The following is a 20,689-nucleotide window of genomic DNA, read 5'->3' as shown; positions in this document are numbered from 1 at the left end:
TCGCGAAGTGCGTCATTCGGGCTCGCTCTCCGAATGAGGCGCCCGCTAGCAGACCTATGACTTTACCGCAGGTGAACGGCATATCTCGGGAGGGTCTCGGCAGAGTGTCGAAACTCACCGGCGGACACGCCGAAACCCGAGGTCATCGGCGTGTCCACCCAGTGAAATATTCACCTACATCGTGAGAAATCAACGCGCTTTCGGTTTACCCGCCGACTTTCCGGCCGCTTTTCCGCCTGCCTTGGGCCTTTGCTTCTTTTCGCGAACCCGGACATTCACCCGGACGGGTGTGCCTTCGAAACCGAACCGCTCACGGAACTTCCGTTCGATGAACCGCCGGTAGCCCGCTTCGAGGAAACCGGTGGTGAACAGGACCAGCGTCGGCGGCCGGATACCGGCCTGGGTGGCGAACAGCACCTTCGGCTGCTTGCCGCCGCGCACCGGCGGCGGGGTCGCGGCGATGAGGTCGGCCAGCCAGCCGTTCAGCTGGCCGGTGGGAACCCGCTGGTCCCAGGACTTCAACGCGGTCCGCAGCGCGGGCGCGAGCTTGCGCACGGACCGGCCGGTGAGCGCGGAGATGTTGACCTTGTCCGCCCACGGCACCCGCACCAGGCCGCGGTCCAGTTCGCGGACCATGGCGTGGCGGCGATCCTCGTCGACGAGGTCCCACTTGTTGAAGGCGAGCACGCAGGCGCGGCCCGCCTCGACGACCATGGTCAGCACCCGCAGGTCCTGCTCGGAAAGCGGTTCGGCGGCGTCCAGCAGCACGATCGCGACCTCGGCCGCGTCGATCGCGGTCTTGGTCCGCAGCGAGGCGTAGTACTCCGCGCCGTTGGCCGAGTTGACCCGCTTGCGCAGGCCCGCCGTGTCGACGAACCGCCAGGTCTCGCCGTCCAGCTCGACCAGCGAGTCGACCGGGTCGACGGTGGTGCCGGCGACCGAGTCGACGACGGACCGCTCCTCACCGGACAGCTTGTTGAGCAGGCTCGACTTGCCCACGTTCGGCTTGCCGACCAGCGCGACGCGGCGCGGGCCGGTGGTCGCGCGGTCACCGTCGCGCGGCATCTCCGGCAGCGCCTTGACGATGGCGTCGAGCAGGTCGCCCGAGCTGCGGCCGTGCAGCGCGCTGACCGGGTACGGCTCGCCGAGGCCGAGTGACCACAGCGACGCGGTGTCGGCGAGCAGACGGTCGTCGTCGACCTTGTTGGCGGCGAGCAGCACCGGCTTCTTCGAGCGGCGCAGCACCTTGGAGACGGCTTCGTCGGTGGCCGTCGCGCCGACACTGGCGTCGATGACCAGCAGGACCGCGTCGGCGGTGGCCATCGCCATCTCGGCCTGCGCGGCGACGGAGGCCTGGAGCCCGGTCGCGTCCGGCTCCCAGCCGCCCGTGTCCACCAGGGTGAACCGGCGGCCCGCCCAGAAGGCGTCGTAGGCGACACGGTCCCTGGTCACGCCGGGGACGTCCTGCACGACCGCCTCGCGGCGGCCGAGGATGCGGTTGACCAGGGTCGACTTGCCCACGTTCGGCCTGCCGACGACGGCGAGGACCGGCTGCGCGAGCTGCGCCTCCTCCTCGGCCTCGCCCGCGGCGATCTGTGCGTCGAGCGCGGTGAATTCGGACTCGTCGGACCAGGAGCCGTCGATCTCGCCGACGCCGTCGAGCCCCGCCGACGTACTTCCCCCCGCGGAGGCGGAGTCAAATCCAGTCATTTTCTTCAATCCTGTCGCGTGTCTTGAAGCCCGTGCTCCAAGCGCCATTCGTCCAGTGCCTTCACGAGGTCCGCGAGCGCGACGCGAAGCCGCTCGGTTCCCTCCTCCAGCCCTGTCCTTCCCTTCCCGATCGCGGGAGTGAAAGGTTCGCCGACCACGATGTCGACGCGTGGCCGCCAACGCCTCTTGGCGCCGGCGGGTTTGTACGTCCCCCGAGTGGCGACCGGAACCACGGTCGCGTTCCCGGCGCGGACCAGGAAGGCCGCGCCGCGCTCGAAGTTTTCGGCGTCACCGAGGCCGCGGGTGCCTTCGGGGAAGATCCCCACCGCACCGCCGTCCTCGAGCACCTTGACCGCCATCATCAGCGGTTTGCGGTCCACCGCACCCCGTTTCACCGGGATCTGGCCCAGTTTCGGGAAGAACCAGCCGACGAACCCCCGGAAGAGTTCCTCCTTGACCAGGAACGCCGTGCGGCGCGACAACATTCCGAACAGCAGCTGCGGTTCCACCATCGAGCTGTGGTTGGCGATGAACACCACCGGACCCGACGACGGCACCCGCTCGCCACCGTGGACCCGGACCCGGAAGGCGGGCCGGACGATGAACTTCGAGATCCCCCTGCCGAAGGTGTGGATCGGGCCGCTCGCGCCTTCGGGCAGTCCCTTCGCGCTCACCTGGCGGCCTCGGCGGGGCAGCCTTCGAGGAGCCCGCGCTGCAGTGCCAGTTCCGCCAGCGCGACGATCACCTGGTCGATGTTGAGCGCCGAAGTGTCCACCTCGACGGCGTCCTCGGCCGCGCGCAGGGGCGACGCCGTCCGCGTGGAGTCGAGGTGGTCGCGCCGCTCGACCGCCGCCTTCGCGACATCCACGGTGGACTCGCGGCCGGCCGCGGAGTCCTGCGCGCTGCGCCGCGCGGCGCGGACCTCGGCCGAAGCGGTGAGGAAGATCTTGAGCGGGGCGTCCGGCGAGACGACGGTGCCGATGTCGCGCCCCTCGACCACGATGCCGCCGACCCGGCCGAGCACCTCGGCGATGATCTCGCGCTGCCGGGTGACCAGCAGTTCACGGACCGCCGGGACGGCCGAAACCGGCGACACCGCGGTGGTGACGTCCGAGCCGCGGATCTCGGCGGCGACGTTCTCCCCCGCCAGGGTCACGGTCGCCTCGTCGGGGCTGGTCCCGATGCCGAGTTCGGCCTTCACGGCGACGTCGGCGACCGCGTCCGCGTCGGCCGGGTCGACCCCGGCGCGCAGGACGGCGAGGGTGACCATGCGGTACATCGCGCCGGTGTCGAGGTAACCGGCGCCGAGCTTCGTCGCGAGCTTCCGCGAAACCGTGGATTTCCCGGTTCCGGACGGGCCGTCCATCGCGACCACACCACGCAGGGCTCCCGTCACCGGAACTCTCCTCAACTCATTCGTCGCTCACCTGATCGACGACCATTCTGCCTGGTGGCACGCGACACGCCTCAGCCGCCCACGGCGAACCGGTCGACGAGCATGCCGATCCGTTCCGCGCGTGCGCCCGCCGGGAGGCGGCGGCTGCGCTCGAGAGTGACCAGGCCGTGCAATGCCGCCCAGAAGGTCTCGGTGTAGAGGCCGGGATCGTATTCGCCGGAGACCGGGCCCACGACTTCGAGCAGCGCACCGAACGCGTCCTTGAGCGGCTCCGGGCTGTCCGGGCTGGCGAAGCTCAGCTCGCTGGCGAGAGTGAAGATCGCGTCGTAGAGCGCGGGTTTCCGGTCGGCGAAGTCGAAGTAGTTCTCGGCCAGCCGCAGCAGCGCCTCCCGCGAGCCCTCCGTCGTCTCGGCACCCTTCCGCATGTCGGCGGCCATTTCGGTGCAGCCCTCGAGCGCCGCGGCCGCCATGATCGCCCCCTTGCCGGAGAAATGGCTGTAGAGCACGGGCTGGCTGTACTCGATCTTCGCCGCCAGCCGTCGGGTGGTGACCGCGTCCCAGCCCTCTTCTTCGGCGATCTCGCGGGCGGTGGTGACGATCAGCTGTTCGCGTTGCGAGCGGTCCCGCTCGCGCCGGGGATTGGTGACCATACGAACATGCTAGCACCGCTAGACAAGCTAGCAGTGCTAGCGCTAGTCTCCGTCTCGTTCCTAGCGCTGCTAGCTTTTGGAGTCGGAGATCATGACCAGAATCAAGATCGCTTACGTCCTGTCCGCCGCCCTCGTGCTCTTCGTCCTCTACTTCGGGAGCGGCTACGTGTTCTTCCCGGCGACCCAGACGGGCGGATTCGGACTGCCGGTGATGCCGTCCGAGGGTGACCCGATCCTCGCCGTCAAGGGAGTCCGCGACATCGGCACGGCGCTCGTGGTGCTCGCTCTCCTGCTGTTCCGGAACGCCCGCGCACTGGGCTGGGCGATGCTCGCGCTGGCGTTCATCCCCTTCGGCGACATGCTGATCGTGTTGACCCACAACGGATCCGTGGGCGCCGCGCTCGGTGTCCACGGCGCGACATGTGCCTTGATGCTCGGGATCTCGGCGCTGTTCCTGATCCGTCCCGCGCGAAAAGAACAGTGAGTTACTGTTGTTCATGTGAACGTCGAAGTGACCCCGCTCCCCGGAATTGGCGTCCGCAAGGACTTCGCCACCCGCAACGGCCGCCGCGTGGGCGTGGTGACCCATCGCGACGGACACGTCGAGCTGATCGTGTCCAAAACGGACGACCCCGACGCCTGCCTGGCCTCACTTCCGCTCACCACCGACGAGGCGGGCGCGCTGGCGAACCTGCTCGGCGCGCCCCAGCTCGTCGCCCAGCTCACCGAAGAGCACCGGGATCTGCCCGGTATCAACACCAAGCAGCTGCCGGTCAAGGCGTCGTCGCCGTTCGACGGCCGGACGCTGGGCGACACCGCCATGCGGTCCCGCACGAGCGTTTCGGTCGTCGCGGTGATGCGGGCCGGGCAGGTCCACCCCTCCCCCACGCCGGACTTCAACCTCACCGCGGGCGACGTCCTCGTCGCGGTCGGCACCTCGGAAGGTCTCGAGGCCGCCGTCAAGATCTTGAAGTACGGCTGATCGCGGATGGATCACACCGCACTGTCCTTGATCGAACTCGGGGCGGTCTTCTTCGGGCTGGGCGCGTTGGGCCGCCTCGCGGGGAAGATCGGGATGTCCCCGATCCCGCTGTACCTGATCGGTGGCCTGTGTTTCGGGCAGGGCGGGCTGATCCCGCTCGGCGACATCGGCGACTTCACCCACCTCGCCAGCGAGATCGGTGTCGTCCTGCTGCTGCTCCTGCTGGGCCTGGAGTACTCGGCGGCCGAGCTGTTCACCGGGCTGAAACGCTCGTGGGTGGCGGGTGTCGTGGACATCGTGCTGAACGCCGCACCGGGCGCGATCGTCGCGCTCATCCTCGGCTGGGGGCCGATCGGCGCGCTCGTCATGGCGGGCGTCACCTACATCTCGTCGTCCGGGATCATCGCGAAGGTGCTCGGCGACCTCGGCAGGCTCGGTAACCGGGAAACCCCGGTGGTGCTGTCGATCCTGGTGTTCGAAGACCTGGTGATGGCGCTGTACCTGCCGATCCTCACCGCGGTACTCGGCGGAGTGAGCTTCCTCGGCGGCCTGAAGGCGGTGGGGATCTCGCTGATGGTCATCACCGTGGTCCTGGTGATCGCGCTGAAGTTCGGCCGGTACGTCTCCGCGGCGGTGGACAGCCCGGACCGCGAGGTGTTCCTCCTCAAGGTCCTCGGCGCGGCGTTGCTGGTCGCCGGCGTGGCTTCGGCGATGCAGGTTTCGGCCGCGGTCGGCGCGTTCCTGCTCGGCATCGCGATCTCGGGTTCGACGGCGGAGAACGCGACGCACATGCTCGAACCGCTGCGGGATCTCTTCGCGGCCGTGTTCTTCGTCGTGTTCGGGCTCAACACGAACCCCGCGTCGATCCCGCCCGTGCTCGGCTGGGCGGTCGTCCTGGCGGTCGCCACCACGCTCACGAAGGTCGGCACCGGCTGGTGGGCCGCACGCAGACAGGGCATCGGGAAGATGGGCCGGGCTCGCGCCGGAGCCGCGTTGGTCGCGCGCGGCGAGTTCTCGATCGTCATCGCCGGGCTGGCGGTGGCGGCGGGAGCGGTGACCGGCGAACTGGCGGCACTCGCGACGGCGTACGTCCTCCTGATGGCGATCCTCGGCCCGACGGCCGCGCGGATCGTCGAGCCGGTGGCGCGCGCTCTGCAGCGGAAGCCCTTCGGTTCGAAGACCGCCGCTTCCTCGACCGGCTGACCCCTCCCACCCGCGCTATGAACGGGCCGTTCCTTGGAAATTTTGCAAGGAACGGCCCGTTCATAGCATTCGCCTAGCCCCGCTCGAGCAACTGAGCGGCCAACGTGTCCTCCACCCAGCGCTCCCACATGTCCAGCGGCCAACCGCGATCACGGGTGAGGATCAGGAACATCTCCGGGCTGAGGAGCGCGTAGAGGACGTCCGCCGCCCTGTCGACGTCGAGACCGGCGGCTGCGCCCGGTTTCCCCACAAGGGCCTTCACCGCCGCGACGTGCACGGTGTGGCGAGGATCTTCGCGATCAGGCCATAGTTCGCGCAGCTCGGGATGAGCCGCGATCGCCGTGCGGACCATGTCGTTGACAGCCGCGACACGTTCGAGCACGGCCCGGCTGCCCACGATCAGAGCGTTGAGCGCCTCACGCGCGTCCGGCGCGTCCACCACCCGCGCGAACCACGGCCGCTCCATCGTCGCCAGTGGACCGTCGTCACCGGCGATCGCGACGTCGACCAGTTCCTTCAGCAGGGTCGGCTTGTTGCGGAAGGTGAAGTAGATGGTCTGGACCGCGACTCCCGCCCGCTCCGCGACCTGCTGAAGCGTGGTCGCGCCGTAGCCGTCGGCGAGGAAGAGCTCCTTGGCGGCCGTGATGATCCGCCGCCGGGTTCGCGCGGCCCGCTCGGACCGGGCGCCCTTGACACCACTCATGGCTGGAGTCTATCTCTAGAGTCAAACACTAGAGTCCAACTCTAGTAACGACGGATGGGGTGCCCATGACGGCGATCGTCAATCAGCAACAGGCCGAGGCATGGAACGGCTGGGAAGGCAGGCTCTGGGCGGATCGCCCGGACCGCTACAACGGGATGATGGAAGCCTTCGACGCGCCGCTTTTCGCCGCGGCGGACATCCGTGACGGTCACGCCGTCCTGGACGTGGGCTGCGGCACCGGGCTCACGACCCGGATATCCGCGAAGAAGGCCGGGAGCGGGCACGCTCTGGGTATCGATCTTTCGGCGCCACAGCTGGAAAGGGCTCGTCTGGACGCGGCGGCCGAGGGAATCACCAACATCGCGTTCGAGCAGGGCGACGCGCAGGTTCATCCGTTCGACGGGCCCGGCTTCGACGTCGTCATCAGCCGGGGTGGCGTGATGTTCTTCGCCGATCTGGTCGCGGCGTTCACGCATCTTCGCGAAGCGATGGCGCCGGAGGGGCGGCTGGCCTTCGTGGGACCACGGTCCGGCGACGTCGACAGCGCCTACGCCCGCGCGACGGCGGCGCTCGCGCCCTACCTCCGCGAACCCTCCCCCGCCGCACGGGGAATGGGTTCACTGCTCGCGCCCGAACGGATCACCGAAGTGCTGACGGCGGCGGGCTTCCGCGACATCGGCATCAGCCCGGTGGACGCGGAAATGGGCTTCGGGGCGGACACCGCCGACGCGACGGATTTCGTCTTCTCGATGGCCCCCATCCGGCACAACCTGCGCGATGTGGATGCGGCCTCCGTCGCGAGCCTCCGTGACCGGGTCCGGGAGGCACTCGGCGAATTCGAAACTTCGCGGGGAGTGCGGATCCCCGGCGGGGTCTGGATCGTCACCGCCGGACGCTGACGCCATGAACGGGCCGTTCCTTGCGAATTTCGCAAGGAACGGCCCGTTCATGGCTATCCGCGATCGTGCCGGCCCGCGCAGCACTCGCGAGTTACGCCTCCGATCACGCGAGTTACGCCCTCGATCACGTGTGTTCGCCGAATCAGCACGACGAGTTCGTGCGGCAGGTCCGGACGGTGCGCGTGATCGGGCGCGGAACTCGCGTGATCGAGGACGTAACTCGCGTGCTTGGCGGCGTAACTCGCGTGATCACACGGATGACGCGAGGGTCCAGCGCCGAGACCTAGCCGCGCTCAAGTCCCGAAACGGTCGCCGGTGCGATCTGTGCCGGAGCCGCCGGAAGCGGAGCCGGTACCGCCGACGGTCCCGCGCCCGCGACAGGCAGCGCCAGCGAGGTCTTGCCCAGATCCACCGTGATCTTCGGGTACTGCGCCGGACCGGAGATGAACGAACCGTCCGTACCGCCGATGATCAGCGCGAGCTGATGTCCCGCCGGGACGACATGGTCCGTACTCGCCAGCCGGAACGTCATCGTGTACGGCTGTCCCGGCGTCAGCGGCGACTCCTGGCTCAGCGAACCGTGGTTGGCCAGATCCGCCCAGCCGCGACTGATGATGTTCAGTCCCACCGAGACCGCGTCGGTGCTCGTGTCCAGGTAGCAGGCGTCGTTACCGGGCGCACTCGCGCCCCAGCACGACTGCGTCAGCTCGTTCTTGATGCCTTCCTTCGATCCGGTGTAATTCCGGATCGTCGCCGGGCCGTAGTCCACCAGGATCGCCGAAAGACGGGCCGTGGACGTCGACGGCGTCGCGGTCACGGTCACCTTCGCCGTCCCGGAGACATGCAGGTCCTTCGCCAGCGCGCCGGTGCTGAACAGCACGCGCCCGCTCGCGGTCTCCGTCGGCTTCGCGGCCCAGCTGTTCGAAGTCTGACCGGACGAGTCCGTGAAGGAGACCGTGCCCGTTCCCGCGGTCGTGCCCAGCGTGCCGACACCCGGTGTGCTCCCGGCCGCGGGGCGCAGGGTGACGGCGCTGCCCGCGGGCCACGCCGGCTGGTCCACCCAGACGTCGGGCTCGCGTTCCACACTCGCACCCGGGGTCTTCTCGATACCGTTGTCCACGCCGAGCAGGTAGTGGTCGAACCACTTGTGCAGGGTGTCGACCCAGGCCGACCGCCGGTAGTCGAACGGATCGACGTGGCCGGCCTGCGTCAGCCAGATCTTGCGCTCGACGTTCAGCGCTTCCCACCACTGCCCGAAGTTGATCGTCTTGACGTTGAGGTCACCGAGGCCGTGCGAAGCGAGCACGCTGGCCTTCACCTTCGAAGCGCTCTGCACGTGGTCCCGGTCCAGCCAGAACGCGTTGTAGTCGCCGTTCGCCGTCGCGCCCGCGGTGAGCTTCTGGTTCGCCGCACCGCAGTTCTGCCCGCCGTTGCGCCGGGACACGGTCTGCGCCAACCCCGCCGGGCTGCCCTGGCGCAGGTTCGCGCCGTCGGAGCGGTAGTAGTCGTACCAAGAGCTGATGGCGCCGATCGGCACGATGGTCTTGAGCCCGTCGACGCCGGTCGCTGCGACGCCGTTGGCCACCGTGCCGTCGTAGGACTTCCCGATCATGCCGACCGCGCCCGTCGACCAGGTCGCGTTCGTCCTGGCCGGGCCGGTCGCCGTCGTGTAGCCGTTCGCGCGGCCGTTCAGCCAGTCGACGACCTTGCGCGCCGAATTGACGTCCGACGGCCCGCCGATGTCGGTGCAGCCGCGGGACTTGTTGGTACCGGCCAGATCGACCAGGACCACGGCGTACCCGCGCGGGACGAAGAAGTTGTCGTAATAGAGCGGGAAGCCGACCGGCCTGCCCGCCGAGTCGTAGGTCTTGAGTTCGCTCTCGTTGCCCCGCCCGCAGCACGAGTAGTACGGGCTCGCGTCCATGATGACCGGGACCTTCTTGCCCTGCGCCGCCGGTTCCTTCGGCCGGATGATGTCCGCGGCGACCCGGTCCGACCGGCCGTCGCCGTCCCCGTCGAGACCGATGTCCACCCAAGCCGTCTCGCGGACGGCCTGGGCGAAATCGTAGACCGGTTCGCTGCTCCGCGGTTTCGCCGCGGCCTGCGGTGCCGCGACCACGGCCGCGGCGACCGCCAAGATCCCTGCCAGCACGACTGTTTTCACGGTTGAGCCCTTCCCCGTCGGCTGAAAGCCCGTCAGAGAGAGCTAAACGCGGAGATCACCCGTGCAGTAGAGCGGAAAGTCTTGGTTACAGATCGACGGCGCGGTACAGCGAACCGACCTCACCGCGGTTCAGCCGACGGATCGAGCCCGAGCGCTGGGCACCGAGCTGGACGTCGCCGAGCGCGGTCCGGACCAGTTTGCGCACCGGGTGCCCGGTGGCCGCCATCAGCCGCCGCACGATGTGCTTGCGACCCTCGTGGATGACCAGTTCGATCTGGGTGCGCCCGGCCAGCATGTCCTTGACCCGGAACTGGTCGACCTTGACGATGCCGTCCGGCAGCTCGAAGCCCGCCCGCAGTTCCTTGCCGAGCCCGCGCGGGACGATGCCCTCGACCTCGGCGAAGTAGGTCTTCAGCACGCGGAACGACGGGTGCATCAGCCGGTGGCCGAGGTCGCCGTCGTTGGTGAGCAGCAGGAGGCCTTCGGTGTTCTCGTCGAGCCTGCCGACGTGCACGATGCCGGGCGTCTCCTCGTACCGGCCGCGCAGGTAGTCGCCGACGCACGGACGCCCGCGGTCGTCGCTCATCGTGCTGTGCACGCCCTTGGGCTTGTTCAGGAGGAGGTAGACGAGGTCCTCGCGGACCTGGACGCGGGTGCCGTCGACGTGGATCACGGAGTTGTCCGGATCGACCCGGCGGCCGAGCTCGGTGACCACCTTGCCGTCCACGCTCACGCGACCGCGCACGATCAGGTCCTCGGCCGCGCGCCGCGAGGCGACGCCCGCCTGCGAAAGGACCTTCTGCAGCCGAATGCCGTCGGGATGCGGGTCAGATGTCATCGATGGTGTCCACTTCGGGTAGCAACGGAGCGATGGGCGGAAGGTCGGCCAAGGACGAGAGGCCCAGTCGCTCCAGGAACAGCTCGGTCGTCACGTACAGCGTGCCTGTGGTTTCGGGGTCGGTCCCCATCTCCTCGATCAGGCCGCGCGCCAGCAGCGTCCTGATCACCCCGTCCACGTTCACCCCTCGGACGGCGGCGACCCTGGCCCTGGTCACCGGCTGCCGATAGGCGATCACGGCGAGGCTCTCCAGTGCGGCTCGCGTCAGCTTGGAACGCTGGCCGTCGAGCAGAAGCTTCTCCACGAACGGGGCATAGACGTCCCTAGTGTAGAACCGCCACCCTTCGCCGACTCGGCGCAGGTCGATTCCGCTGGTCCGCTCGGTGAACTTCTGCGCCATCGTGCGCAGCGCCACGGTCACCCGCGACACCGGCTGGCCGACCGTGTCGGCGAGCGATTCCTCGTTGATGGGCGAGTCGACGACCAGGAGCAACGCCTCCAGCGCCGCTTCGAGCGCCTCGTCGGAGGTGACGTCGGGATAGTCGCCGTCGCCCGCCGCGACGAGACCTTCGTCGGCAGGCGGCTCCGCCTCGGACTCCGGCTCGACGGCAGGGGCCTCGGCCGCCTCCGGGGTCGCTTCGGGCTCCGGCGTCTCCACGGTCTTATCGGTCTCTTCGGTGTTTTCCGGGCTCACCCGTACTCCTCGTCCTCGGCGGCGGCGCGATCGTGCTCGGCCGCCACCGACGCCTCCTCCACGGACCCGCCGGTCCAGCGCACGTGCAGTTCGGCGAGCGCCTCCAGCTGTTCGAACTGGACCGAGGCCTCCCGGTACAACTCCAGCAGCGCGAGGAACCTCGCCACGATCTCGACGGTGTGCTCGCAGTCTTCGACAAGCTCACCGAAGGTCGCTTCGCCTCGTTCCGCGAGCTTGAGCCGCAGCAGCGCGGCATGTTCGCGCACCGAGACCCGGCCCATGTGGATGTGCGCGATCGACACCGTCGGCGGCGGCTTCGGTTTGAAGACCGCGACCGCGATCTCGGCGAACTTCGCCGGGTCGACGCCGAGCATCACCTCGGGCAGCAAACCCATGAACCGGTCTTCGAGCGCGACCGACCGCGGATACCGTCGCAGCGCGCCGGCCTCCAGCTCGCCGAACAGCGCCGCGACCTGCTTGTACGCGCGATACTGCAGCACGCGCGCGAACAGCAGGTCTCGTGCTTCGAGCAGGGCGAGGTCGTCTTCGCTCTCCACCTCGGCGGCGGGCAGCAGCCGTGCCGCCTTGAGGTCGAGCAGGGTCGCCGCGATGACCAGGAACTCGGTCGTCTCGTCGAGGTTCCACTCCGTGCCGAGCGCACGGGTGTAGGCGATGAAATCGTCCGTGACCTGGTGCAACGCGACTTCGGTGACGTCGAGCTGGTGCTGCGAGATCAGCTGGAGCAGCAGATCGAAGGGGCCCTGGAAGTTCGACAGGTTCACCTTGAACTTGGACGTGCTCAGCTCTTCGCTGGCCAGTCCTTCGGGGACCATCCCGCCGTGCACGGTCTCGTGCACGACGGGGGTCTCGTCTGCCTCTGTCCGCTCGACCGGCTCTGAGCCGCTGGGAGCAGCCGCGGCCGGGTCGTCCATCAGCTCTCGGTCTCTTTCCCGTCCTCGCTGCCCGCCCGCAGACGCTGGACGAGGACCGAATCCTCGCCCGCCGCGTCGAAGTCGGCCAGCAGCACGGCCACCGCCTCGCGGACCAGCCTGCCGCGATCCAGAACGAGACCGTGCTTCGCCCGGAGGTTCAGCCTGGCTTGCTCCATCGCCAGCAGTTCGTCACCGGAGACGTAGACGGTGATCTTCGCGTCGTGCTTGGTCCGCCCCGACCCGCTGCGCGCGGCACGGGCCAGCTGTTCCTTGTGCGCGTTCCCCGTCTCGTTCCCGGAACCGTTCCCGTTGCCGTTCCCCTTCGAGGGGGCGGGCTGCTCGGGCGCGGGCGGGAGATCGAGGGCGGGGCTGGAGGTGATCCTGAAAAGTTCGGACGCTCCGGGCAGGGAAGCTCGCCTGCTCACCGAGCGATCACCTCACGGGCAAGCGCGCGGTAGGCCGCCGCGCCCGCTGATTTGGGAGCCCAGGTCGTGATCGGCTCGCCCGCGACCGTCGTCTCGGGGAACCGCACGGTGCGGTTGATCACCGTGTCGAACACGGTGTCGCCGAATGCCTCCACCACTCTCGCCATGACCTCCTTCGAGTGCAGGGTTCTCGGGTCGTACATGGTGGCGAGAATCCCGGTGATGTCCAGTTTGGGGTTGAGGCGTTCCTGCACCTTCTCGATGGTGTCGATCAGGAGCGCTACGCCTCGCAGACTGAAGAACTCGCACTCCAGCGGGATGATCACACCGTCCGCGGCGGTCAGTGCGTTCACCGTCAGCAGGCCTAGCGAGGGCTGGCAGTCGACAAGAACATAGTCGTAGTCGTTCATGACCGGACGAAGGACCCGTAACAAAGTGTGTTCGCGCCCTACCTCTGCGACCAACTGGACCTCGGCCGCGGACAGGTCGATGTTGCTAGGCAGCAGGTCGACGCCGTCCACCCTGGTCTTCCGGATGACGTCGGTGATGGCGACCGAGCGCTCCATGATGACGTTGTAGACCGTCTGGTCCAGCTCGTGCGGCTGAATGCCGAGGCCGACCGAGAGCGCGCCCTGTGGGTCGAAGTCGACCAGCAGCACCCGGCGGCCGCATTCGGCCAGCGCCGCGCCGAGGTTGATGGTCGAGGTGGTCTTGCCGACCCCGCCCTTCTGGTTGCACATGGCCATCACCAGTGCGGGACCGTGCCGGTCCAGCGGCGGCGGATCGGGGATCTCGCGGTACGGACGGCCCGTGGGGCCGATCCCGTCCCTCTCGAGTTCTTGCTGCTTGGTTTCTTTGGCGCGCTTGGCCTTGCGGCCGCGGGAAGAGATCGTGTCCTCCGACGGTTCGTCGCCGTCGTGTTCGGCGGGGGTTGCGATGGTCACCTGGCTGAGGCTCGCCGCGGCCGAACCGGCGGACGCGGACGGCTTCGCCGGCTCGTTCGGTGTCGACATGGCGCGAAAGCTCCTCTTCGGCAGGATCCTCGGCAGCCTATGCGCGATCCGCGAGTCGAGCCAACGAGGCACGCCGGGACCGACCGGGTCGTTTAGGCGAGCGCCCGGGGATGTGCCGTCGCGTAAACCTCGCGGAGCGTGTTGACCGTGACCAGCGTGTACACCTGGGTGGTGGTCACCGAAGCGTGGCCGAGGAGTTCCTGCACGACCCGGACGTCGGCGCCGCCTTCGAGAAGGTGCGTGGCGAAGGAATGGCGCAGCGTGTGCGGCGAGACGCCCGCCGTGATCCCCGCCGATTCCGCGGTGTCCTTGAGGACCTGCCACGCGCTCTGCCGGGAAAGCCTGGAACCGCGGGCGTTCAGGAACATCGCCGGCGTCCCCCGCCCGTGGGTGGCGAGCGCCGGCCGCGCGCGGACGAGGTACGCGTGCACCGCTTCCAGCGCGGGACGGCCGATCGGCACGATGCGCTGTTTGCCGCCCTTCCCGTCGAGCAGCACGGTCCGTTCGGCGTCGTCGATGTCGTCGACGTCGAGCCCCACGGCCTCGGAGATCCGCGCGCCGGTGGAGTAGAGCAGCTCCAGCAGGGCCCGGTCCCGCAGCGGGCGTTCGCCCTCGGGCGGCGGGGTTTCCAGCAGTTTCAGCACGTCGTCCACCGGCAGCGCCTTGGGCAGCCGTTTGGCCGCGGCCGGCGGGCGCACCTCGCGGGCCGGATCGTTCTCGGTGATGCCGTCGGCGTGCGCGAACTTGTGCAGCCCCCGCACCGCGACCAGCGCACGGGCCGCCGAGGACGCGGCGAGCGGCCGATGCTCTTCGTCGCCTTCGCGCAGCGCCGCGCCGAAGGAGGTGATGTGCGCCGAGGTGACGTCGCTGAAGCGCTCGACATCGGCGGCGCCGAGGTACGCGGTGTACCGGCGCAGGTCGCGGGAGTAGCTGTCGAGGGTGTTCCTCGCGGTTCCGCGCTCGACCACCAGATGGTCGAGGTAAGCGGCGACCACCTGGGCGACTCCGGTACCGCCTGCCCGTGACACACGGACACTCTAGGACCACCGCGACCCGTTCGGGGGTACGCCGCGCGTACCGCGTCGCGGGTGTGAAACGGGCTACCTTGGGAGCATGTCCCAGCAACCGGACCCGGACGAAATGCGCGTCGGCACCGCCGAGCGCGAGGAGGCGGCACGGCTGCTCGCCGACCACTACAGCCAGGGAAGGATCACGCCGGACGAGTACGAGGGCCGTGTCCTCGCCGCGTACGAGGCGGTGACGTTCGGCGAACTCCGGCCGCTGTTCCAGGACCTGCCCGCCCCGCATCCGGCGTACCTGGCGCCGCGGTTCGACCCGCCGCCGTTCGTGCCCGTGTACCAGCAGCCTGCCGCGGTCATGCCGTATTCACCGAAGTCGAAGGTCGCCGCCGGGGTGCTGCAGATCGTGCTGCCGTTCGGGATCGGGCGCTTCTACACCGGCCATGTCGGACTCGCTTTGGGGCAGCTGGCGGTCGTGGTGGTCACCTGCGGCGTCGGGGTGGTCTGGCCGATCGTCGACGGGATCGTGCTGCTGGCGAACGGCGGCACCGACGCGCAGGGCCGCCGTCTCCGCGCCTAGAGCCTCGTGAGTGGTAAGGGCGGTTAGAACCGTCCTTACCACTCACGAGCGTCAGAGGCCGCGCGAAGCGAACTTCGTCGGCCTGTCCTCCCAAGGCGCGTCGGCGGGCCGCGACGAAGCCGCCCCCGAAAGCACCGCGTGCGCGGCGAGCACGCCACCGACGGTCGACCCGTTCACCAGCTCACCGGCCAGCGCCATCCGGACCGCGTCGGCGAGCGGGAACTTCCGCATGACGAGGTCCGCCTCCTCGTCGCCGAGGACCTCCCTGTCCACTTCGGACAGGCCGCGGGCGAGGTAGACGCGGACGACCTCGTCGGTGAAGCCGGGCGACGCCGCGACGTCGACCAGGGTCTCCCACCGCTCGGCGCTGAGCCCGACCTCCTCGACCAGCTCGCGTTTGGCCGCCTCGACGGGGTCCTCCCCCGCCTTGTCGATCAGCCCGGCGGGCAGTTCCCACAGCCGCCGCCCGATCGGGTGACGGTACTGGTGGATCAGCGTCACCATGCCGTCCGAGTCGAGCGCGACGACGGCGACCGCGCCGAGGTGCTCGACGACCTCACGGCGGGCGGTGCCGCCGCCGGGCATCACGACCTCGTCGACCCGCAGCCCCACGACACGTCCGATGTGGACGTCCTTTGTGGACGCGACGGTGAACTCGTGCTTGCCGGGCTCGCTCACCGGGCCGCCGTCTGGGCGGCTTCGGGCAGCTCGACCGGCAGCCGCTCGGCGACCTTGCGGTCGACGACGGCCTTCACGAACGCGCTGAACAGCGGGTGCGGGCGGGTCGGGCGGCTCTTGAGTTCCGGGTGCGCCTGGGTGCCGACGAAGAACGGGTGCTTGTCGGCGGGCAACTCCACGAACTCGACCAGGTGGTCGTCGGGCGAGGTGCCCGAGAACACCAGACCGGCGTCGGAAAGGCGCTTGCGGTAAGCGTTGTTGACCTCGTAGCGGTGACGGTGCCGCTCGGATACCTCGGTGCTGCCGTAGGCCTTCGCGACCTGCGAGCCGGGCTTGAGCTTGGCGACGTAGGCGCCGAGCCGCATGGTGCCGCCCATGTCGCGCTCGCCGGCGACGACGTCACGCTGGTCGGCCATCGTGGAGATGACCGGGTTCGGGCCGTCCTCGAACTCGGCCGAGTTCGCGTCCTTGATACCCGCCAGGTTCCGCGCCGCGTCGATCACCATGCACTGCAGGCCGAGGCACAGGCCCAGCAGCGGCAGCCCGTGGGTGCGGGCGTAGGCGATGGCGCCGACCTTGCCCTCGATACCGCGGACGCCGAAGCCGCCCGGCACCAGCACACCGTCCACATCGGACAGCGCCGCGGCCGCACCGGCCGGGGTCTCGCAGGAGTCCGAGGGGACCCAGGAGATCTGGACCTTGGCGCGGTGGGCGAACCCGCCCGCGCGCAGCGCCTCGGTGACCGACAGGTACGCGTCCGGCAGGTCGATGTACTTGCCGACGAGCGCGACCCGCACCGTCTCCGACGGGTTGTGCACGCGGTCGAGCAGGTCGCCCCACACGGTCCAGTCGACGTCGCGGAACGGCAGCCCGAGGCGGCGCACCACGTAGGCGTCGAGCGCCTCACGGTGCAGCACCTTCGGGATGTCGTAGATCGACGGCGCGTCGGGGCAGGCGATGACGGCCTCGGTGTCGACGTCGCACATCAGGCCGATCTTGCGCTTGAGGTCCTCCGGCAGCTCGCGGTCGGCGCGGCAGACGAGCGCGTCGGGCTGGATACCGATGTTGCGCAGCGCGGCGACCGAGTGCTGGGTCGGCTTGGTCTTCAGCTCACCCGACGGGGCGAGGTACGGGACCAGGGAGACGTGGAGGAAGAAGCACTGGTCGCGGCCGACGTCATGGCGGACCTGACGGCAGGCCTCCAGGAACGGCAGCGACTCGATGTCGCCCACGGTGCCGCCGACCTCGGTGATCACGACGTCCGGGCTGTTCCCGTCCTCGTCGGCGCCCGCCGCGGCGGTGATCCTCGCCTTGATCTCGTCGGTGATGTGCGGGATGACCTGCACGGTGTCGCCGAGGTACTCACCGCGGCGCTCCTTGGCGATGACCTCGGAGTACACCTGCCCGGTGGTGACGTTCGCCTTGCCGTCGAGAGCCCGGTCGAGAAAACGCTCGTAGTGCCCGATGTCCAGATCGGTCTCGGCGCCGTCGTCGGTGACGAACACCTCACCGTGCTGGAACGGGTTCATCGTGCCCGGATCGACGTTGAGGTACGGATCCAGCTTCTGCATCGTGACCCGGAGCCCACGTGCGGTAAGGAGCTGACCCAGGCTGGAAGCCGTGAGTCCCTTACCCAGAGAGGAGGCAACGCCTCCGGTGACAAAGACATACTTGGTAGCCCGCGACTGAAGTCCCACGGGCTTCCACCTTATCGCACGCCCGCCGGGGCGCTCACCGGCCACGCCGCAAGCGTCCGATGGAGTGGAAAACCGCTACCCTCGCGACGTGACAGACGCGCACGACACCTGGACCGCACCGGTCGCGGAAGGCCCGCTCGACGCGGACATCCGTGTCCCCGGTTCGAAGTCGATCACCAACCGGGCCTACGTCCTCGCCGCGCTCGCCAGCGCGCCGACGCGGGTGCGGACCCCGCTCGACTCCCGGGACGCGCGCCTGATGCTCGGCGCCATCTACGCCCTCGGCGCCCACTCGCAGGGCAGCATCGGCGGCTACCTCGTGCACCCGCTCGGTCCCGGCCGCGTCCATCCCGACGAGACAGTCCGGGTCGAACTCGGCAACGCGGGCACGGTCGCCCGGTTCACCCCCGCGCTCGCCGCCCTGGGCACCGGCCCGGCGCTGTTCGACGGCGACGAGGCCATCCGCCGCCGTCCGATCGGGCCGCTGCTGAAGGCGTTGCGCGATCTCGGCGCCCGCATCGACGACGACCGCCGCGACGCGCCGCCCTTCACCGTCCACGGCGAAGGCGGCTTGCGGGGCGGCAGGGTCGACCTGGACGCCTCGGCGTCGAGCCAGTTCCTGTCCGCGCTGCTGCTCGCCGGGCCGTCGTTCCAGCAGGGTGTCACCGTGCGCCTCGTGGGCGGCCAGGTGCCGAGCGAGCCGCATATCGCGATGACCGTCGAGATGCTCCGCCGGTTCGGGGCCACTGTGGACCGGGAGGGCGCCGAGTTCCACGTCGCACCGACACGGCTTTCCTGCCCCGAGTACATCGTCGAGCCGGATCTTTCGACGGCGGCGCCGTTCGTCGCCGCCGCGATCGCGACCGGCGGCACGGTGCGCGTCGCGGGCTGGCCGCAGCGGACGACACAGCCCGGGGACTGGCTGCGCAGCCTGGCGCCCGTCCTGGGTGCCACCGCCGAACTCGACGCGGCGGGCCTGACGGTCACCGGCAGCGGCACGATTCCCGGCGTCGAGCTGGACCTGCACGACGTCGGCGAGCTGACGCCGGTGATCGCGGCGCTGCTGTGCTTCGCCGAGGGACCGTCGGTCATCTCCGGGGTGGCGCATCTTCGCGGCCACGAGACCGACCGGCTGACCGCGCTCGCCACCGAACTGTCGTCGCTGGGCGGCGACGTCCGCGAGACCGAGGACGGGCTGCGGATCACGCCTGCGCCGCTGCACGGCGGGAAGTTCCGCACCTACGACGACCACCGGCTGGTGATGGCCGCCGCGGTGCTCGGCCTGAAGGTCGAAGGGGTCGAGGTGGAGAACCCGGGGACGGTCGGGAAGACCTTCCCCGGATTCGCCGAAGCCTGGACCTCGATGCTCGGCTAAGCGAGCCCGCCCGCGAACGGGGTCGCCCGCCACTGGTCGATCATCGGTTTCATGCCGTCCACCAGCATCGGGAGTTCGGGCGCCATCGACAGGCACGCGACCACCTGAAGCAGGCCCAGCGCTTCGAAGGTTCGAAGGACGCCTTCGTCGACCTTGCGCAGTCCGAGTTCCGCGGCCGCGGCGTTGTAGGCCGCGACGCCTTCGGGACCGTTGAAGGCGAGGTCGCGTTCGATCGGACCGCGGTTGACGAGTTCGAAGTCGGAGTACAACTCGCCTTCGGTGGTGACGATCAGGTTGTAACCCGGCGCGTCACCGTGGACCGGCTGGACGGTGGCCCCGGGGAACGCCTCGGCGAACGCCTCTTCCGAGGCCAGCATCGGCCGGAAGATCTCCCATTCGCGGCGGGCGCGGTCGAGGTCGCCCGCGTCGAGCAGGTCCGGCCGCCTTTCGAGCTGGGCGAGGCCGTCGGGGATGAACGGGTCGAGACCGTTCAGGAACGCCAGGTCGCCGGGATAGTCACGGAGCGCGGCGTGCAGCTTCGCGACGAGCTTCGCCGAGTGCTCGACGGCGAGGTTCGCGTCCTCGACGAACTCGATGAGTTCCCAGAAGGTCATCGAGAAACCGTCGCGCTGCACGGGTTCCGCCGGCACCAGCGGGCTCGGCTTGACGACCGGAAGCCCCTTCTCGCCGAGCCAGACGGCGACGGCGAGTTCGCGTCGCTGGTCGGTCAGCTGCGTCTCCAGTGTGGTCGTGCGCGGCAGCACGGTCGGCACGCGCACGACGACCGGTGAAGGCGCCAGCCGCACGATGACGGAGAAAACGTCGTACAGGACCTCGGGTTCGGTGACGGCGATGCCGAGGTCGCGTCCCGCGGAAACCGCGGCGGCCACCGCCCGCGCGGTGCGGGCGGCCCGTTGTTCGTCGGTGATCATGCCGCGAGTCTGACATGTCCGCTTCACCCGGCGGAGCGTTCTCCGTCATCTTCGGGGAACAGCGCCTTCAGCGTGACCTCCCGGTTCACCCGCACATGCTCGACGGCGTGGGCCCGCGCGCGGTCGGCGTCGCCCGAGGCGATCGCGTCGTAGAGGCGGCGGTGCTCGTCGAGCAGTTCACCCCAGTGCTCGTTCTGGCTGGTCAGCCAGCGCAGCCTGCCCTCGAGCGGGCGGAGGATCTCGTGCAGCAACCCGTTGCCGGCGAGCGCGACGATCTGATCGTGGAAGCGGGTGTTGAGCGAGGTGATCCGGGCCGGGTCACCGCTTTCGGTCGCGCGGGCGGCTTCGGCGAGCAGCCGTTCGAGCGCGCGGAGCCCCGGTTTGCCCGCACGTTCGGCGGCCAGCCCGGCGGCGAGCCCTTCGAGCGCCTCGCGGACGTCGAACAGCTCCTCGACGTCGGCCTTGGCCAGCTGGCGCACGACGATGCGCCGCGGCGACTGGACGGCGAGGAACCCTTCGGCCTCCAGGCTGCGGATGGCCTCGCGCACCGGGACCCGCGAGACTCCGAGGTCCTCGGCGAGCTCGCGTTCGACCAGCCGGTCCCCTGGCTTCAGCCGTCCGGCGAGGATACGTTCACGCAGCTCGTCGCGGACCCGCTGCCGGGTCGCGGCCAGCGGCTGACGCGGTCCTTCCTCGGCCACCTGAGCCCCCTTCACCACCGCTGTAACAGCTTGTAACACCGAGTTTATCGGCAGAAACCTTGACGGCGGGCCACCGCGAGGTGATATTTGGGATGCCA

At 69.4% G+C, this 20,689-nt stretch carries 22 protein-coding genes; 6 read left to right on the top strand and 16 right to left on the bottom strand.

Annotated elements, in window-relative coordinates; translation table 11 throughout:
• Nucleotides 1–189: 189 nt before the first annotated feature.
• From der to CVV72_RS03370, 4 genes are all read right to left on the bottom strand, one after another.
• The gene (der, locus tag CVV72_RS03385) at nucleotides 190–1,710 is read right to left on the bottom strand and encodes a ribosome biogenesis GTPase Der (RefSeq protein WP_091599524.1); all 1,521 of its coding nucleotides are present in this window, start codon (nucleotides 1,708–1,710) and stop codon (nucleotides 190–192) included.
• A 5-nt stretch (nucleotides 1,711–1,715) separates the two neighbouring features.
• A complete protein-coding gene (locus tag CVV72_RS03380; RefSeq protein ID WP_219150983.1) occupies nucleotides 1,716–2,384 on the bottom strand; it encodes a 1-acyl-sn-glycerol-3-phosphate acyltransferase in 669 nt (222 codons plus the stop codon).
• Nucleotides 2,381–3,085, bottom strand: coding sequence for a (d)CMP kinase (gene cmk, locus CVV72_RS03375; RefSeq protein ID WP_219153798.1), 705 nt, complete (start codon nucleotides 3,083–3,085; stop codon nucleotides 2,381–2,383). Before cmk ends, CVV72_RS03380 begins: the two co-directional genes overlap by 4 nt.
• Before the next feature lie 92 nt (nucleotides 3,086–3,177).
• On the bottom strand, nucleotides 3,178–3,756 hold the full coding sequence (locus tag CVV72_RS03370) for a TetR/AcrR family transcriptional regulator (RefSeq protein ID WP_219150982.1): 579 nt from the start codon (nucleotides 3,754–3,756) through the stop codon (nucleotides 3,178–3,180).
• A gap of 91 nt (nucleotides 3,757–3,847) precedes the next feature.
• Here CVV72_RS03370 and CVV72_RS03365 point away from each other — a divergent pair, with 91 nt between their 5' ends.
• The 3 genes from CVV72_RS03365 to CVV72_RS03355 are packed head-to-tail and all read left to right on the top strand — an operon-like array spanning nucleotide 3,848 to nucleotide 5,941.
• A complete protein-coding gene (locus tag CVV72_RS03365; RefSeq protein ID WP_219150981.1) occupies nucleotides 3,848–4,240 on the top strand; it encodes a DUF4267 domain-containing protein in 393 nt (130 codons plus the stop codon).
• A gap of 15 nt (nucleotides 4,241–4,255) precedes the next feature.
• Nucleotides 4,256–4,738: a cation:proton antiporter regulatory subunit gene (locus CVV72_RS03360; protein ID WP_219150980.1), complete on the top strand. Its 483-nt coding sequence runs from the start codon at nucleotides 4,256–4,258 to the stop codon at nucleotides 4,736–4,738.
• A gap of 6 nt (nucleotides 4,739–4,744) precedes the next feature.
• A complete protein-coding gene (locus CVV72_RS03355) occupies nucleotides 4,745–5,941 on the top strand; it encodes a cation:proton antiporter (RefSeq protein ID WP_219150979.1) in 1,197 nt (398 codons plus the stop codon).
• A gap of 73 nt (nucleotides 5,942–6,014) precedes the next feature.
• On the opposite strand, the gene CVV72_RS03350 is transcribed toward CVV72_RS03355, so the two are convergent.
• Nucleotides 6,015–6,644, bottom strand: a complete 630-nt coding sequence (locus CVV72_RS03350; RefSeq protein WP_219150978.1) for a TetR/AcrR family transcriptional regulator — start codon at nucleotides 6,642–6,644, stop codon at nucleotides 6,015–6,017.
• Nucleotides 6,645–6,709: 65 nt separating this feature from the next.
• Here CVV72_RS03350 and CVV72_RS03345 point away from each other — a divergent pair, with 65 nt between their 5' ends.
• Complete coding sequence (locus CVV72_RS03345; RefSeq protein ID WP_219150977.1) at nucleotides 6,710–7,543, top strand: class I SAM-dependent methyltransferase; 834 nt, start codon at nucleotides 6,710–6,712, stop codon at nucleotides 7,541–7,543.
• Nucleotides 7,544–7,826: 283 nt separating this feature from the next.
• Here CVV72_RS03345 and CVV72_RS03340 read toward each other — a convergent pair whose 3' ends face one another.
• From CVV72_RS03340 to xerD, 7 genes are all read right to left on the bottom strand, one after another.
• Complete coding sequence (locus CVV72_RS03340) at nucleotides 7,827–9,695, bottom strand: Xaa-Pro dipeptidyl-peptidase (RefSeq protein WP_219153797.1); 1,869 nt, start codon at nucleotides 9,693–9,695, stop codon at nucleotides 7,827–7,829.
• A gap of 97 nt (nucleotides 9,696–9,792) precedes the next feature.
• The gene (locus tag CVV72_RS03335) at nucleotides 9,793–10,545 is read right to left on the bottom strand and encodes a pseudouridine synthase (RefSeq protein ID WP_005153474.1); all 753 of its coding nucleotides are present in this window, start codon (nucleotides 10,543–10,545) and stop codon (nucleotides 9,793–9,795) included.
• Complete coding sequence (gene scpB, locus CVV72_RS03330; RefSeq protein ID WP_219150976.1) at nucleotides 10,535–11,239, bottom strand: SMC-Scp complex subunit ScpB; 705 nt, start codon at nucleotides 11,237–11,239, stop codon at nucleotides 10,535–10,537. The genes CVV72_RS03335 and scpB overlap by 11 nt, the downstream gene beginning before the upstream one ends.
• The gene (locus tag CVV72_RS03325; protein WP_219150975.1) at nucleotides 11,236–12,171 is read right to left on the bottom strand and encodes a ScpA family protein; all 936 of its coding nucleotides are present in this window, start codon (nucleotides 12,169–12,171) and stop codon (nucleotides 11,236–11,238) included. The genes scpB and CVV72_RS03325 overlap by 4 nt, the downstream gene beginning before the upstream one ends.
• Nucleotides 12,171–12,596 (bottom strand): hypothetical protein, encoded by a 426-nt coding sequence (locus tag CVV72_RS03320; RefSeq protein ID WP_034322300.1) that lies wholly within the window; start codon nucleotides 12,594–12,596, stop codon nucleotides 12,171–12,173. The genes CVV72_RS03325 and CVV72_RS03320 overlap by 1 nt, the downstream gene beginning before the upstream one ends.
• Nucleotides 12,593–13,609 (bottom strand): ParA family protein, encoded by a 1,017-nt coding sequence (locus CVV72_RS03315; protein WP_126736754.1) that lies wholly within the window; start codon nucleotides 13,607–13,609, stop codon nucleotides 12,593–12,595. The genes CVV72_RS03320 and CVV72_RS03315 overlap by 4 nt, the downstream gene beginning before the upstream one ends.
• Nucleotides 13,610–13,701: 92 nt before the next feature.
• Nucleotides 13,702–14,604 (bottom strand): site-specific tyrosine recombinase XerD, encoded by a 903-nt coding sequence (gene xerD / locus CVV72_RS03310; protein ID WP_219153796.1) that lies wholly within the window; start codon nucleotides 14,602–14,604, stop codon nucleotides 13,702–13,704.
• Between the two features lie 118 nt (nucleotides 14,605–14,722).
• Here xerD and CVV72_RS03305 point away from each other — a divergent pair, with 118 nt between their 5' ends.
• Nucleotides 14,723–15,208, top strand: a complete 486-nt coding sequence (locus tag CVV72_RS03305; protein ID WP_219150974.1) for a DUF1707 domain-containing protein — start codon at nucleotides 14,723–14,725, stop codon at nucleotides 15,206–15,208.
• Between the two features lie 51 nt (nucleotides 15,209–15,259).
• Here CVV72_RS03305 and CVV72_RS03300 read toward each other — a convergent pair whose 3' ends face one another.
• Nucleotides 15,260–15,886: an NUDIX hydrolase gene (locus CVV72_RS03300; protein ID WP_219150973.1), complete on the bottom strand. Its 627-nt coding sequence runs from the start codon at nucleotides 15,884–15,886 to the stop codon at nucleotides 15,260–15,262.
• On the bottom strand, nucleotides 15,883–17,583 hold the full coding sequence (locus CVV72_RS03295) for a CTP synthase (protein ID WP_219150972.1): 1,701 nt from the start codon (nucleotides 17,581–17,583) through the stop codon (nucleotides 15,883–15,885). Before CVV72_RS03295 ends, CVV72_RS03300 begins: the two co-directional genes overlap by 4 nt.
• An 88-nt stretch (nucleotides 17,584–17,671) precedes the next feature.
• On the opposite strand from CVV72_RS03295, the gene aroA reads away from it, so the two are divergent.
• Nucleotides 17,672–18,958, top strand: coding sequence for a 3-phosphoshikimate 1-carboxyvinyltransferase (gene aroA, locus CVV72_RS03290; protein ID WP_219150971.1), 1,287 nt, complete (start codon nucleotides 17,672–17,674; stop codon nucleotides 18,956–18,958).
• Here the strand turns inward: aroA and CVV72_RS03285 are convergent.
• Both CVV72_RS03285 and CVV72_RS03280 read right to left on the bottom strand, forming a co-directional pair.
• Entirely contained in the window at nucleotides 18,955–19,890 is a 936-nt protein-coding gene (locus tag CVV72_RS03285) for an aminoglycoside phosphotransferase family protein (protein ID WP_219150970.1), read from the bottom strand. The two genes, aroA and CVV72_RS03285, sit on opposite strands and share 4 nt — an antisense overlap.
• Before the next feature lie 23 nt (nucleotides 19,891–19,913).
• Nucleotides 19,914–20,591: a GntR family transcriptional regulator gene (locus tag CVV72_RS03280; RefSeq protein ID WP_219150969.1), complete on the bottom strand. Its 678-nt coding sequence runs from the start codon at nucleotides 20,589–20,591 to the stop codon at nucleotides 19,914–19,916.
• Between the last annotated feature and the right edge of the window lie 98 nt (nucleotides 20,592–20,689).

The organism is Amycolatopsis sp. TNS106 (assembly GCF_019330265.1).
GTDB lineage: Bacteria > Actinomycetota > Actinomycetes > Mycobacteriales > Pseudonocardiaceae > Amycolatopsis > Amycolatopsis lurida.
This window is presented reverse-complemented; position numbering and strand designations above follow the sequence as displayed.

What these genes read in the sequence shown, in the direction of transcription:
- CVV72_RS03345 (WP_219150977.1), top strand. Translation starts at nt 6,710, where the DNA reads ATGACGGCGATCGTCAATCAGCAACAGGCCGAGGCATGGAACGGCTGG.
- CVV72_RS03350 (WP_219150978.1), bottom strand. Translation starts at nt 6,644, where the DNA reads ATGAGTGGTGTCAAGGGCGCCCGGTCCGAGCGGGCCGCGCGAACCCGG.
- CVV72_RS03365 (WP_219150981.1), top strand. Translation starts at nt 3,848, where the DNA reads ATGACCAGAATCAAGATCGCTTACGTCCTGTCCGCCGCCCTCGTGCTC.
- CVV72_RS03355 (WP_219150979.1), top strand. Translation starts at nt 4,745, where the DNA reads ATGGATCACACCGCACTGTCCTTGATCGAACTCGGGGCGGTCTTCTTC.
- CVV72_RS03325 (WP_219150975.1), bottom strand. Translation starts at nt 12,171, where the DNA reads ATGGACGACCCGGCCGCGGCTGCTCCCAGCGGCTCAGAGCCGGTCGAG.
- CVV72_RS03305 (WP_219150974.1), top strand. Translation starts at nt 14,723, where the DNA reads ATGTCCCAGCAACCGGACCCGGACGAAATGCGCGTCGGCACCGCCGAG.
- CVV72_RS03335 (WP_005153474.1), bottom strand. Translation starts at nt 10,545, where the DNA reads ATGACATCTGACCCGCATCCCGACGGCATTCGGCTGCAGAAGGTCCTT.
- der (WP_091599524.1), bottom strand. Translation starts at nt 1,710, where the DNA reads ATGACTGGATTTGACTCCGCCTCCGCGGGGGGAAGTACGTCGGCGGGG.
- CVV72_RS03315 (WP_126736754.1), bottom strand. Translation starts at nt 13,609, where the DNA reads ATGTCGACACCGAACGAGCCGGCGAAGCCGTCCGCGTCCGCCGGTTCG.
- CVV72_RS03370 (WP_219150982.1), bottom strand. Translation starts at nt 3,756, where the DNA reads ATGGTCACCAATCCCCGGCGCGAGCGGGACCGCTCGCAACGCGAACAG.
- CVV72_RS03285 (WP_219150970.1), bottom strand. Translation starts at nt 19,890, where the DNA reads ATGATCACCGACGAACAACGGGCCGCCCGCACCGCGCGGGCGGTGGCC.